Genomic DNA, 13,352 nt, shown 5'->3' with positions numbered 1-13,352 from the left:
GGCCCACCCTGGCCGCTGCCCGTCATGACGTACCGGAGCTGTCCCGACGCGACGAGCTCCTTGAGCCGGTCCACGGTCATGGCGGGGTCGCTGCCCGTGAAACCGCCCATGGCGAGCACCGGCTTGCGGGTGGACAGGATCAGCGAGGACGCCTGTTGCGCGCTGCTCACCGCGACCAGCCAGGTCGCCGTGCCCTGGTTGGCGACGAGGTATTTGGCCATGGAGTCGCTCACCCCGCCCCCAGGCCCGCCGCCCGTGAACCCGGACGGCCGTTCCGCGGCCGTTCCCCCGTCCTGACCGGTCACGCGGCCGGGGAACCGGCCCATGTTTCCTGGACCGCCGAACCCGCCCATGCCGCCCGTGGACGGCCCGGCCGTCGGGTTGGTGCCGTTCACCTGGGACTGCAGCGGCGTGACCGCGTACGCGGCCGGCCCCGCCAGCCCCGCCATCACCGTGGCCGCCAGCGCGATCGCCGCCACCTTGACCGTGACCTGCGCCCGCAACCGGGCCAGGACGAGCGCCGCCACGGCGGCCAGGGTCGCCCCGAGCACGACCCAGGCCAGCCACGGCACCCAGTCCGGCGTGCGCCGCAGGACCACGAACGACCAGCCGCCCGTCACGGCCACCGCGAGCGGCAGCACCCAGGCCCATGCCCGGGACCGCCGGTACGCCTGCCACATGACCACCACGCCCATCCCGCTCAGCGCGGCCACCGCGGGCGCCATGGCGGTCGTGTAGTACGGGTGGAAGGTGCCGCTGGAGAAGCTGAACACCACGTAGTGGACGACCAGCCAGCCGCCCCACACCAGCCAGGCCGCCCCGGACGGCCCGTCACCGAGCCGGCGCACCCGCATCACGACCGCGAACGCCAACGCCGCCACGCAGAACGGCAGCAGCCACGAGATCTGCCCGGCCAGGATGTCGTTGAACAGCCGCCCGGCCCCGGACTCCCCGCCGAAACCGGCACCACCACCGCCACCGCCACCGGCCAGGCCCTGGCCGAAGATCCGGCCGAGGCCGTTGTAGCCGATCACCAGGTCCCAGACGGAGTTGTCCGTCGAGCCGCCGATGTAGGGCCGCGAGCCCGCGGGCCACAGGTCGACGATGACCATCCACCAGGCGCTGGACACCAGCAGCACCGCACCCGCCGCCAGCAGGTGCCCCAGCCGCTTGAGCCACGAGACGGGGGCGCACGCCAGGTACGCCACCCCGAACGCGGGCACCACCAGGTACGCCTGCAGCATCTTGGTGTTGAACGCCAGCCCCACGAACAGTGCGGCGGCCAGCAGCGCCCGCAGCCGACCGGTCCGCAGCGACTCCAGGCAGAACCAGGCCGCCAGCACCAGCAGCAGCACGAGTATCGTGTCGGGGTTGTTGTCCCGGTTGATCGCCACGGTGATCGGCGTGAGCGTCATGACGACAGCCGCGACGAGGGCGGCCGCGTGCCCTGCGCGGGCCCCGGGAAAAGGCTGTGGGAAGGCCCGGCGTACGGCGGAGAAGACCAGCCCGACGGCGGCCACGCCGGCCAGGGCCTGCGGGATCAGCATGCTCCACGTGCTGTAGCCGAAGATCCGCGCCGACAGCCCCATCACCCACAGGGCCAGCGGCGGCTTGTCCACGGTGATGAAGGACCCGGCGTCGAGGGCGCCGAAGAAGAACGCCTTCCAGCTCTGGGTGCCGGAGACGATCGCGGCGGTGTAGTAGGTGTTGGCGTTGCCGCTCAGCGCCCACGCGTAGAGGACGAACGCGGCCACCAGCACCGCCCACAGCGCGGGGCGTGACCAGCGGGGGTCCTGTTCGGCGCCCAGGAACAGGCGGGCGGGCAGGGCACGGCTCCCGGCGGCCCCGGGGGCGGGCCGCGCTTCGGTGATGGTCATCGGGCCGTCCTCCGGCTGGGGTTGAAGACCCACACGCGCAGGAGGAGGAAGCGTACGAGCGTGGCGGCGGCGTTCGCGATGATGACCGCGACCAGCTCCACCCCGTGCGAGACCCCGTCGGGCAGCAGGGCCAGGCTCCCCGAGGTGAGCGCCAGCCCGACCAGGAACGCGATCAGGCCCTCGAACTGGTGCCGCATCGCCCCCGCGGAACCGGTGACGCCGAACGTGAAGCGCCGGTTCGCCGCGGTGTTGGCCACGGCCGTGACCAGCAGCGCGACCGCGTTGGCGGCCAGCGGCGAGACCAGCTGCCGCAGCAGCGAGTACAGCGCCAGGTACGCCAGCGTGCTCACCACCCCGACGATCGCGAACCTGGGCAGCTGCCTGGCCATCCCCTTCGGCAGCTCGGCCCGCTGCACCCGCGCGGGCACCGGGATGCGCGCGGCGCCGGACAGCGTCTTGCGCGCCACCCTGGCCAGGCCACGCAGGTCGTCGCGTGCGGTCTGGACGATGTCGACCCGGCTGTCCGGATCGTCCACCCAGTCCACGGGCACTTCGTGGATACGCAGCCCGTGCCGCTCGGCGAGCAGCAGCAGCTCGGTGTCGAAGAACCACTGCTCGTCCTCGACGCCGGGCAGCAGGGCCTGGGCGATCTCCGTACGGACGGCCTTGAAGCCGCACTGCGCGTCCGAGAACCCGGCGCCCATCACCGAGCGGAGCAGCAGGTTGTACGAGCGGGAGATGAACTCGCGCTTGGGGCCCCGCTCGACCCGCGACGCCCTGGCCAGGCGGGTGCCGATGGCCAGGTCGCTGTGACCCGACAGCAGCGGCGCGACCAGCGGCAGGAACGCGTCCAGGTCGGTGGACAGGTCCACGTCCATGTAGCTGACGACGTCGGCGTCGCTCTCCGACCAGACCCGGCGGAGAGCCCGGCCGCGGCCCTTCTCGTCGAGGTGCACGGCCCGCACGTACGGCAGTGTCTCGGCCAGCTCGGTGGCGATCTGCCAGGTGTTGTCGGTGCTGGCGTTGTCGGCGATCGTGATGCGAAACCCGTAGGGGAAGTTTCCGGTGAGATAGCGGTGCAGGCGCGTGACGCTCGCATGGAGCGCCCGCTGCTCGTCGTAGACCGGAACGACCACCTCGACCAGGCGCGTCCTTACTGCTGTTGTCTCCATGCACCCAGCTCATGGCCTGGGTCTTTAACGTGACTTATGAGGTTCTGAGTTACGGATGAGAGTTCCCGGCAGATCAATGGTCGCGATCGCTCCGCCCCCTGGAGCGTTCGACAGGCTCACCTTGCCGCCGGCCTCCGCGACGGCCTGCGCCACGATCGCGAGGCCGAGCCCGGATCCGGGCAGGCCGCGCGCGGACGGGGAGCGCCAGAACCGCTCGAAGACGTGCGGCAGCTCCTCTTCGGGCAGTCCGGGGCCGTGGTCGCGGACCGTCAGCCGGCCGTCCTGCAACGACACCTCGACCTGGCCGTCGGGGCTGAACTTGGCGGCGTTGTCGATGAGGTTGAGCACGGCGCGTTCGAGCGAGGTGACGCTGCCGACGACGTACCACGGGGTGAGGTCGGTGACGACCTCGGCGCCGCGCAGCCTGGCCCGCTCGACGGCCGCCGTCACCACCTCGTGGAAGGGCAGCTCGACGTGCGGCTCGTGGTCGGTGTCGCCCCTGGCGAGCTGGAGCAGGTCCGCGACCAGCGTGGACAGCTCGGCGAACTGCGCCTTCACGTTGACCAGCAGGCGCCGCTTGGCGTCCGGATCGAGGCTGCGGCCGGTCTGCTCGCTGCGGAGCAGCAGGTCGATGTTGGTACGCAGGGTGGTGAGCGGCGTGCGCAGCTCGTGGCCGGCGTCGGCGACGAGCTGCTGCTGGCGTTCGCGGGAGCCGGCCAGGGCGGTGGTCATGGCGTTGAACGAGGAGCTCAGCCGCGCGATCTCGTCGGTGCCCTTGACGGGTATCCGGGTGTCGAGGTCCTCGGTCTGCGCGATGTGCTCGACCGCCCTGGTGAGGTGGCCCACCGGGCGCAGGGCCGCACGCGAGATGGCGAGCCCCGCCCAGGCCGCGCCGAACACGCCGATCATGGCCACACCGGCCAGCGCCAGCGCGGTGTTGCGCAGCGTGCGCTGGATATGGAAGAGCGGCCTGGCCTCCATGACGGCCACGCCAGGGGCGAAGTTCAGGGTAACGACGCGGACCGGCTTGCCGTCGCGATTCACGCCGTCGCGATAGATCGGCTCGCCGGGTCGATCCACCGCTGTCAGGTCCAGCTTCGTCGGAACGATCGGAGAGCCGAGCGAGCAGGTGGTGCCGTCGGCACGCAGCAGCGTCGCCATGTCGGTGTACTGGCCCCGCGAGCCCTCGGGCGAGCAGTGGGTGACGATGAAATCCCTGTCCCCCGGCCCTTCGGGCTCCATGATGGTGTAGTCGAGCTGCCGGATCACCTGGTTCTGCACGATGAGCCAAGACAGCCCCGCGCAGACCGCGATGGCCAGTGCCACGGCCACCGTGACGAGAAGGGTCAGCCGCGAGCGCAGGCTGCCTCGGCTCATTGCGTGGCCCTCAGGACATAGCCCACCCCGCGCACGGTGTGGATCACCCGCTGCTCACCCCCGGCCTCGGTCTTGCGCCGCAGGTACATCACGTACACGTCGAGCGAGTTGGACGTCGGCTCGAAGTCGAAGCCCCACACCTCGCTCAGGATCTGGTCGCGGGTCAGCACCTGGCGCGGGTGCGCCAGGAACAGCTCCATCAGCAGGTATTCGGTCCTGGTCAGGTCGAGCCTGCGGTCGCCGCGCATGACCTCCCTGGTCGCCGGGTCCATCCGCAGGTCGCCGTACGAGAGCGTGTCGCCCTCGGGAGTGACCCCGCTCAGCGCGCCGCGCCGCAGCAGGGCGCGGACCCTGGCCAGCAACTCGTCCAGCTCGAACGGCTTGACGAGGTAGTCGTCGGCCCCCGCGTCGAGCCCGGACACGCGGTCCCCGACCGCGTCGCGGGCCGTGAGCATGAGGACCGGGATGTGGTTGCCGGACCCCCTCAGCCTGCGGCACGCGGTCAGCCCGTCGAGCCGCGGCATCATGACGTCGAGCAGCACCGCGTCATAGGTCTCGCGCGCCACTTCGTCCAGCGCCGCCTGCCCGTCGTTGGCCGTGACGACCTTGTAGCCCTCGAACTCCAGGCTCGACTGCAACGCCTCGCGCAACGCGGGCTCGTCGTCCACCACCAGCAACCGTGCGAGCTCACTCATGTGTCAAACGTTAGGGGTTCATCATGAAAGCACGATGAACGGGTTACCGCCGTTTCATGAGGAGCGCCATAGCCGCGTTGTGGCCGCCGATTCCGCTCACGCCGCCGCCCCTGCGGGCGCCGGCGCCGCACATGAGGATGCGCTCGTGCTCGGTCTCCACGCCCCAGCCACCGCCCTCTTCGGCGTACGGCCAGCTCAGGTCGGTGTGGAAGATGTGGCCGCCGGGCAGCCCGGCGTCCGTTTCGAGGTCCACCGGGGACTTGACCTCCACGCAGGGGGTGCCGTCGGGTGCCTGGAGGATGCAGTCCTCGATGGGCTCGGCGAGGACGGCGTTGATGGAGGCGAAGGTGGCGCGGAGGGCGTCTTGACGCGCTTGATCAGGATTTTTCCGGAAAAGTCGGGCGGGCATGTGGAGACCGAACAGCGTCATCGTCTCGGCCCTGCCCCGGAGGTCCGGCCCGAGAATCGACGGGTCGGTCAGCGAATGGCAATAGACCTCGGCCGGCGGCAGTTCCGGAATCTCCCCGCGGGCCGCCTGCGCGTACGCCGCGGCGAGTTGATCGTGTCCCTCGTTGATGTGGAACGTACCGCTGAAGGCCGCCCGCGGATCCACGGACGCGTCCTTCAGCCTGGGCAGCCTGCTGAGCACCATGTTGACCTTCAGCTGCGCCCCCTCCGGGATCGCCGCCGGCCGGCCGAGCAGGCGGTCGAGCACGGCCGGCGGCAGGTTGACCAGCACGTGCCCGCCGTTCACCGCGTGCTCGCCGTCCGCGTCCACGAACGCGACCTCCCCGGACGGCGAGATCCCCACGATCTCCGCCCCGGTCCTGATCTCGGCGCCCGCGTTCCTGGCCGCCATCTCGAGCGCGCCGGACACCGCACCCATGCCGCCCACGGGCACGTTCCACTCGCCGGTACCGTCGCCGATTACGTGGTAGAGGAAGCACCGGTTGGCCGACAGGTCGGCGGCGGGGTCGGCGAACGTGCCGATCAGGGCGTCGGTGAGCACGACGCCGCGAACGGTGTCGTCCCCGAACCGCTCGGCCACGGTCTCGCCGATCGGCCGCAGGAACAGGTCGCGCCACGCCTCCGCGCCGACCAGGCGCTCGACCTCGGCGGGCGTGCGCAGGGGTTCGAGCAGGGTGGGCGCCAGGGCGCGCGCGACGCGCGCGGTCATGCCGTAGAAGTCCTGCCACGCCTTGTGGTCGGCCGCGCCGCCGGTGACGGTCGCGAACGAGGCCGCCGTACGGGCCGCGTCCTCATTGTCGACGAACAGGCCCGTGTCGCCCTTGGGCGTGTACGAGGCGTAGCGACGGCGGCGCAGCTCCAGGTCGAGTCCCAGGTCGCGGACGATCTCGGCGGGCAGGAGACTGACGAGGTAGGAGTAGCGTGACAACCGTACGTCCACGCCGGGGAAGGCCCGTGCGGAGATCGCCAGGCCGCCCACGTGGCCGAACCGCTCCAGCACGAGCACCCGCCGGCCGGCTCGGGCGAGGTAGGCGGCCGCGACCAGCCCGTTGTGCCCCCCACCGGCGACAACTACGTCATACGAACGCATCCCCGCACTTTACGACCCAAACCACGCCCGCCGTCAATGTTCGTCCGCCGATCGCGACGGGCGGCCGGCGATGGCGAGCAGGGTCGTGGCCGGGCCGGTGAGGGGGCGCCCGCGCCGCCATACCGCCCACAGGTCCCTGATCAGGTCGAGCCCTGTCAGAGGGACCTCGACCAGCCGTCCGGTGGCCACCTCGGCCTCCACCGCGTACGCGCTGAGCACCGCCGGCGCGGCCCCGGCCTGGGCGGCCCCCTTGACCGCCGCGTTGGACCCCAGCTCCAGCCGCGGGCTGGCCCGGTGCAGGCCCTTGAAGGCCACCTCCAGCGTCTCCCGGGTGCCCGACCCGGGCTCGCGTACCACGAGCGGCGTCGCGGCCAGCTCCGGCCCTCTCAGCACGGTACGCCGGCGTGCCCACGGATGACCCGGCGCCACCACGACCATCAGCCGGTCGGTCCCCACGACGCGGCTGGCCAGCCCTTCCGGCACGCTCGGCCCCTCGACGAACCCCAGCTCCACCTCCCCGGCCAGCACCCGTGCCGCGACGTCGGCGGAGTTGACCACGTCCAGCCCGACCTGGACGACGGGCTCCCGGTGCTGAAACTCGCCGAGCCACCGCGGCACCAGGTACTCGGCCACCGTCATGCTGGCCGCCACCCGCAGATGAGCCGCCTCGCCGTGCCGTACGGCCTCGACGGCCCGCATGAGCTCCTCGGCGGCGGCGAGCACCTGCGCGGCCCAGCCCGCCACCATCTTGCCCTCGGCGGTGAGCATGGAGCCTCGGGGCGTGCGCTCGATCAAGGGGAGGCCGAGGCGGCGTTCGAGCTGGGCCACGCGCTTGCTCGCCGACGGCTGCGCGATCCCCGCCGCCTTCGCCGCCTGCCCCAGGCTGCCGAGCTGACCCACATCGACCAGGAGCTTCAGCGAGTCCAGATCGGGCAACGTACTCATAGCCACAGGCTATGACCTCCAAGACAACCCATGGCTACCGCCTGCTCCCCGGCCCCAGAACACTGAGATCATGCCCACCGGCAACCACCCAGCCACCGCGACCCGGTTCAGTACGCTCGCGCCCGCCGCCACCTCGTCGGGCCCGCGCAGCGCCGCCTCGCCCACCAAGCCCGGCGCCACCCCTTCCGCCGCGCCCGGCGCCACCCTTTCCGCCGCGCCCGGATCCGCCGGCGCGGCTCCCCGACGTGCAGCGCCTGGCGGTGTCCGGCCTCGTTCGGTGTTGCCCGGGGTGGGTGTGGCGGCGGTGGCGGTGATGTTGTCGCTGGTCGTCAACCGGTTCGTCCCGGCGCTCAGCCCAGCCGTGATCGCGGTGTTCTGCGGTGCGGCGACGGCCAACCTGGCCGGGATTCCCCAGCGGTTGGCGCCCGGGCTGGCGTTCGTGTCCCGACGGGTGTTGCGGCTGGCGATCGCCCTGCTCGGGCTGCAGATCGCGGTGCCCGAGGTGCTCGCGCTCGGCTGGCAGACCCTGGCCACCGTGGCGGTCGCGACCGGGGTCACGTTCGCGGTGACGCCGCGGATCGGCCGCGCGCTGGGCGTCACGCCGGGCACCTCGCTGCTGGTCGCCACGGGGGTGTCCATCTGTGGCGCGGCGGCCGTCGCCGCCATGCGGCAGAGCGCGCGCACCTGCGATGACGACGACGCGGCGAGCGCCCTCAGCGTCGTCGTCCTGTACGGCACCGCCGCCATCGTGCTGATGCCCGTGCTGGCGGCGCTCATGGGCCTGTCGCCCGCGCAGCTGACCGTGTGGGCCGGGGCCGCGGTGCACGAGGTCGCCCAGGTGGCCGCGATCGGCGCCGCCTCGGGCGTCCTGGCCGGCGCCGTGACGGTCAAGCTGGCCCGCGTCATTCTCCTCGCCCCCATGGTCGCCCTGGTGTCCCACCGCCAGCGCCGCCTCCCCGCCATGCTCACCGGCGCGCCCGGCCGCTCACAGGGCACAAGGCCGCCGATCATGCCGTTGTTCGTGGCCGCGTTCCTGGCGATGGTGGCGGTTCGTAGCATCGGGTGGGTTCCGGCGGCGGTGACCGACGTGGTGCCACAGGTGACCGGCGTCCTGATGGCCGCCGCCCTCTTCGGTCTCGGAACCGGCGTCAACGTGCGGAAACTGGTCAAGGGAGGCAGGGCCGTGCTGCTCGGCGGCATCGCCACGGGCATCATCGCCGCCGTCTCGCTGGCCGGTGCGGTGCTCTTCGTGTGATCATCGAGTGGGCGGCCGGTCCTGCGTGCTCGTAACCGGCAACGTTCCGAACAAATGCCGTAAAATACCCCGTTCCCCCTAAATGGGGGCCAGGATCACTCAAGGAGCACGAACCTCACCATGCGCAGCACCACCGACTCCCTTCTCCAGCCGTCCGACGAGGTCGCCGAGGCATTGGCCGGCGGCGCGCCGGTCGTGGCGCTGGAGTCCACGATCATCTCCCACGGGCTGCCGCAGCCGCGCAACCTGGAGGTGGCGCGGGAGCTGGAGGGCGTCGTACGGGCCGCGGGAGCGGTGCCGGCCACGATCGCCGTGCTGGACGGCGTGCCCAGGATCGGCCTGAACGAGGTGGAGCTGGAGCGCATCGCGACCGAGTCCGGGCTGCGCAAGCTGGGCCAGCGGGATCTGCCGATGGCGGCGGCGCTGAAGGCCAGCGGCGCGACCACCGTGTCCGCCACGTCGTTCCTGGCCGCCCGCGCCGGGATCCGGGTCTTCGCCACCGGCGGGCTCGGCGGGGTGCACCGCGGATGGACCGAAGACCAGGACGAGTCCGCCGACCTCGACACGCTGGCCCGTACCCGCATCACGGTGGTCTGCGCGGGCGTGAAGTCGATCCTCGACGTGCCCGCGACGCTGCAGCGACTGGAGACCAGGGGCGTGAGCGTGGCGGGATACCGTACCGACACCTTCCCCGGCTTCTACCTGCACTCCTCCGGCCAGCCGATCGACTGGCGGATCGAGTCGCCCGAGGAGGCGGCGGACGTCATGCGCGGGCAGGACGCGCTCGGCGGCCAGGAGACCGCGCTGATCGTCGCCAACCCGGTCCCCGTGGACCAGCAGCTCGACCCGGAGCTGCACGACCGCGTGCTGGGCGAGGCGCTGGCCGCCGCGGAGCGTGAGGGCGTCAAGGGGCAGGCGATCACCCCGTTCCTGCTGGGCTATCTGGTGGACGGCACCGGCGGCGCCTCCCTGGAGGCCAACCTGGCCGCCGTACGCGGCAACACCGCCCTGGCCGCCCAGATCGCCCTGTGCTGGGCCCGGCCGTGATATGGCGATCACATGCCGACTTCTGAGACCGCTGTGATCGACCGCGGCCTCCTGGTCATCGGTGACGCGGTCACGGATGTCGTGGCGTTGCATGGCTCGCCGGTCATGTCGGGCACCGACACGGCCGCCGACATCGTGCTCCGCCCTGGCGGCTCCGGCGCGAACACCGCCGCCTGGGCCGCCCACCTGGGCGCCGACGCCCGTCTGCTGGCCAGGCTCGGCTACGACAGCAGCGACTGGCACACCGCCGAGCTGGTCAAGACGGGTGTACGCACGCACGTGAGGGTGGACCCCGAGCACCCCACCGCGGTCGTGATCGCGATGGTGGACAAGAGCGGCGAACGTTCGATGCTCACCAACCGCGGCGCGGGCAGCCTGATCTCCGAGAGCGACTGGGACCCGTCCCTGCTGGACGGCGTCGCCCGGCTCCACCTTTCCGGCTACGTCTTCTTCGCCGGGCCTGGCCTGCGCCTGGCCAGGCTCGCCATGGCGGACGCGGCGGCCGCGGGCGTGGCGATCAGCATCGACCCGGCCTCCACGGGCCCGCTGCGCGAGTTCGGCGTTGAACGTTTCATCCGCGAATCGGCCCCCGCCGGCCTCATCATCCCGAACCTCGACGAGGCCCTCCTACTCAGCGGCGCCTCGACCGCGGAGCGCGCCGCCGTACTGCTTAGTGAGAGATATGGCACAGCGGTCGTTAAGCTGGGCGCAGAGGGCGCGCTGACGGCCGTGGACGGAGCGGTCGTGGCGAGCTTCGCGGGCGTGCCGGCGGAGGTCGTGGACTCCACCGGAGCAGGTGACGCGTTCGCCGCCGGGTTTCTCACGGCGATCTTGCAAGATGTCAGCGAGGAGGCCGCTTTGGAGGCAGGTTGCCGTGCGGGTGCCGCATGTGTGGCCCAGGTGGGCGGCCGTCCACGGTACGGTTTGGATCTGAACCGTCTTTACCCTATTCACACTGATTGATAGCTTGCCGCGTAGGCTGCACCATTAGCCACATGCGTTACGGCCAGCACCACGCGGCTCACTGGGGAGGATAAGGTCCGCCGATGGAAGTCGAGTCATCGATCTGCCTGAGCGACCTAGTCCCTGCTCTGCGTTGGAGCCGACCACAGCAGGTGGCCGAGGCGCTGGGCGATCCACGCCTGCCCGCGGGGTGGTGGTCCTCCGTCGCGCTGTCGAAGGCGCTCGGCACGACGGGCCTCGACTGGATCTGCGAACGCCTCGCCCGGCTGGCCTCCGCCCGCTGGGATCATCTGCCACTGGTGGACCTGCTTCCCGCCCTGACGGTTCACCGCATCGATCCCGCGCTGCCCGGCTGGCCCGAGGCCACCCGCACCGCGATCACCGGCCTCGGCGGCTGGCAGCGGCTGCGCCGCCTGTCCCCCAGCGACCTGAGCACACCGTCGGCCACGCCCGAAGTCGTGATCCGCTCCGTCTTCCGTGAAATCCTCGGCCGCATCCCCGCTCAGCGCGAGGCGCCGCAGGCGGCCCATCCCGAGGTGACGCGCCCACTACTGCGCGGCACGGTCCCCGGTCAGCCCGGCCCCTCACGAGACGAGGCCAGGGGCACGGGGCCCTTCCCCGTGCAGCCGGAAGCCGTGCCACAGCCCCAGACCGGCATGTTCGCCGCCCAGCCCGGTCCCTTCGCCGCCGCGCAGGGCGACGACCCGTCGCAACGCCGGCCCGGCACCTTTCCCGGCCAGCCGCCGGAGGGTTCTCCGCAGCGGCAGCCCGGCTCGTTCCCGGCGCAGGCCCCAGAAGCCGGCTCCGCGCGCCAGACGGGGTCTTTCCCCGTACAACCGTCGGAGGGCGGTTCCCCACGCCAGACCGGGTCGTTCCCGGCCCAGCCGGACAGCGGCCGCCAGCGCCAGACGGGCTCGTTCCCGGCCCAGTCCGCGGACGACGGCTCCCCGCGGCAGCCGGGCCCCTTCGCGGGCCAGCCGGACAACGGTGCGCAACGCCAGACGGGGTCGTTCCCCGCACAGAGCGGTGCGTTCGCCGCGCAACCTCAGGGCGGCGGTCCGCGCCAGGGCTACGGGGGCGAGGGCCTCCCGCAGCGTCCGGGATCCGGCGGCCAGTCCGAACGCCCCCCGCAGCGCCCCGCAGGCCCGCAATCCGGCCGCCAGGACACCGGCGCTCCAGCCCTCGGTGGCTCGATCCCCAGCGGACCAGGCGGCCCGAGCACCGGATCAATCCCGCCCATCCCGGGCGGTCCGAGCACCGGATCGATGCCGGCCATTCCCTCCGCCGATGGCTCCAAGAGTCCCGCGTACGCGGCGCCCGTCCCCACCGCGACCTCGTCCGCCCCCGCGCCGTCGGACACCGACCACGCCATGGTCCGGGTCGTGGACAGCCTGTTCCGCAGCCTCGACAAACTCGAGCTGGCCGTGGCCGTGCACCGGCTGTTCGCGGAGGAACCGGTCAGCCTGCGCACGCTCGCGCACAAGATGCTGGTCGACAGGGATGCCCTGTCCCAGGCCCAGCGCACCGCCGAGGAACGCGTGCTGCACTGGCTCCGCTCGTCGGAGTCCGCCCCGGTCACGGGCCACATGTTCCGCCTGACCGAGTGGCTCGGCGCGGCGGCCACGGAGGACCAGCTCATCGGCGCCGACTCGGCCCACCCCGTGATGGTCCCGTCCCTGCGCACCCCGCTCTGGCGCGTCCTGGTGACGCTCATGCCCGACCGCCGCCTCCAGGACGGCTGGCTGGTGGTGGGCGACCTCCACGGCCTGCAGGCGCGTACGAGACGGCTCCTGGCCTCGAGCCCGCCCGACGCCGACGTCGTGGAGCTGATGACCGAGCTGGGCATCCGCGCCCACTCGGCCAAGGCGTGGCTCGACGCGCTGCCGGCCGAGTCCGCCGACCCTGTCTCGTCGGCTCCGTCGCCGGACCAGCCCCTGCCCCGCCGCACCCCGGGCGCCAACGGCCACCACCACCGGGGCGGTCAGCCCGTTCCGGCCGCGACGGCCGCCTCGATCGACCCGTCCGCCGCCCTGGCCACGCTGTCGGCGCTGTCCGGCGGCCGTTCCGGGATGCTGCCCGGCAGCCTGGCGGGCACCCCGGCCACGCCGTCCCGCCCCCTGCCGAGCCCGTCGTCGGACCCGCGCCGCTGGCAGCGCATCGAGGTCACCCCCGAGCACCTGCGCGGAGGGCCGGTGCCGGTGCCGGAGGGGTACGCGGCCCAGCTCGGCATGCGTCCCGGCACCCTGCTGTCGGTCACGGGACCGGGTGACAACGCCATCGTCCTGGTCTGGCAGGGTCACCAGCCGGTCTTCGACTCCCTCCAGCCGGTGCTCATGCGCTTGAACGCGCGCCCCGGTGACCAGGTGTACGTCACGGTGGACGGCTACCGCCTCGAGGCCCAGCTGACCGCCTGAGCGCTCACCACGTCCACGGGTTCGGTGCGCACGTAACGGCGCCCGGCCC

10 protein-coding genes are annotated in these 13,352 nt (G+C 72.3%); 4 read left to right on the top strand and 6 right to left on the bottom strand.

All coding sequences use genetic code 11. From position 1 onward, the window contains the following. The 6 genes from EJK15_RS46685 to EJK15_RS46660 form a co-directional block, all read right to left on the bottom strand. On the bottom strand, window positions 1-1,877 hold a 1,877-nt coding region (locus EJK15_RS46685; protein ID WP_138716911.1), incomplete at its 3' end, for a glycosyltransferase family 39 protein. Next, complete coding sequence (locus EJK15_RS46680; protein ID WP_138716910.1) at window positions 1,874-3,049, bottom strand: bifunctional glycosyltransferase family 2/GtrA family protein; 1,176 nt, start codon at window positions 3,047-3,049, stop codon at window positions 1,874-1,876. The genes EJK15_RS46685 and EJK15_RS46680, both read right to left, overlap by 4 nt. Before the next feature lie 24 nt (window positions 3,050-3,073). Further along, a complete protein-coding gene (locus EJK15_RS46675) occupies window positions 3,074-4,426 on the bottom strand; it encodes a sensor histidine kinase (RefSeq protein ID WP_138716909.1) in 1,353 nt (450 codons plus the stop codon). Beyond that, window positions 4,423-5,121: a response regulator transcription factor gene (locus tag EJK15_RS46670; protein WP_138716908.1), complete on the bottom strand. Its 699-nt coding sequence runs from the start codon at window positions 5,119-5,121 to the stop codon at window positions 4,423-4,425. The genes EJK15_RS46675 and EJK15_RS46670 overlap by 4 nt, the downstream gene beginning before the upstream one ends. Window positions 5,122-5,164: 43 nt before the next feature. Continuing rightward, entirely contained in the window at window positions 5,165-6,679 is a 1,515-nt protein-coding gene (locus tag EJK15_RS46665) for a phytoene desaturase family protein (RefSeq protein ID WP_138716907.1), read from the bottom strand. A 33-nt stretch (window positions 6,680-6,712) separates the two neighbouring features. Beyond that, entirely contained in the window at window positions 6,713-7,624 is a 912-nt protein-coding gene (locus EJK15_RS46660) for a LysR substrate-binding domain-containing protein (protein WP_138716906.1), read from the bottom strand. A 70-nt stretch (window positions 7,625-7,694) separates the two neighbouring features. Here EJK15_RS46660 and EJK15_RS46655 point away from each other — a divergent pair, with 70 nt between their 5' ends. The 4 genes from EJK15_RS46655 to EJK15_RS46640 all read left to right on the top strand — a co-directional run bounded on the left by EJK15_RS46655 (window position 7,695) and on the right by EJK15_RS46640 (window position 13,303). Beyond that, complete coding sequence (locus EJK15_RS46655; RefSeq protein WP_206061520.1) at window positions 7,695-8,879, top strand: YeiH family protein; 1,185 nt, start codon at window positions 7,695-7,697, stop codon at window positions 8,877-8,879. Window positions 8,880-8,999: 120 nt separating this feature from the next. Continuing rightward, the gene (locus EJK15_RS46650) at window positions 9,000-9,926 is read left to right on the top strand and encodes a pseudouridine-5'-phosphate glycosidase (protein ID WP_138716905.1); all 927 of its coding nucleotides are present in this window, start codon (window positions 9,000-9,002) and stop codon (window positions 9,924-9,926) included. Between the two features lie 12 nt (window positions 9,927-9,938). Beyond that, a complete protein-coding gene (locus EJK15_RS46645; RefSeq protein WP_240777653.1) occupies window positions 9,939-10,889 on the top strand; it encodes a carbohydrate kinase family protein in 951 nt (316 codons plus the stop codon). 83 nt (window positions 10,890-10,972) lie between these two features. Further along, entirely contained in the window at window positions 10,973-13,303 is a 2,331-nt protein-coding gene (locus tag EJK15_RS46640; RefSeq protein WP_138716904.1) for a hypothetical protein, read from the top strand. The last annotated feature ends 49 nt before the right edge of the window (window positions 13,304-13,352 follow it).

It is taken from the genome of Nonomuraea basaltis, from assembly GCF_005893125.1.
GTDB classification, from domain to species: domain Bacteria; phylum Actinomycetota; class Actinomycetes; order Streptosporangiales; family Streptosporangiaceae; genus Nonomuraea; species Nonomuraea basaltis.
Note: the sequence above shows the minus strand (reverse complement) of the source record. Positions and strands in the feature narration are given on the sequence as shown.

Bases quoted from the DNA above. Each gene is read 5' to 3' on its own strand.
- EJK15_RS46655 (WP_206061520.1), top strand. From the start codon at position 7,695: ATGCCCACCGGCAACCACCCAGCCACCGCGACCCGGTTCAGTACGCTC.
- EJK15_RS46665 (WP_138716907.1), bottom strand. From the start codon at position 6,679: ATGCGTTCGTATGACGTAGTTGTCGCCGGTGGGGGGCACAACGGGCTG.
- EJK15_RS46675 (WP_138716909.1), bottom strand. From the start codon at position 4,426: ATGAGCCGAGGCAGCCTGCGCTCGCGGCTGACCCTTCTCGTCACGGTG.
- EJK15_RS46650 (WP_138716905.1), top strand. From the start codon at position 9,000: ATGCGCAGCACCACCGACTCCCTTCTCCAGCCGTCCGACGAGGTCGCC.
- EJK15_RS46640 (WP_138716904.1), top strand. From the start codon at position 10,973: ATGGAAGTCGAGTCATCGATCTGCCTGAGCGACCTAGTCCCTGCTCTG.
- EJK15_RS46645 (WP_240777653.1), top strand. From the start codon at position 9,939: ATGCCGACTTCTGAGACCGCTGTGATCGACCGCGGCCTCCTGGTCATC.
- EJK15_RS46670 (WP_138716908.1), bottom strand. From the start codon at position 5,121: ATGAGTGAGCTCGCACGGTTGCTGGTGGTGGACGACGAGCCCGCGTTG.
- EJK15_RS46680 (WP_138716910.1), bottom strand. From the start codon at position 3,049: ATGGAGACAACAGCAGTAAGGACGCGCCTGGTCGAGGTGGTCGTTCCG.
- EJK15_RS46660 (WP_138716906.1), bottom strand. From the start codon at position 7,624: ATGAGTACGTTGCCCGATCTGGACTCGCTGAAGCTCCTGGTCGATGTG.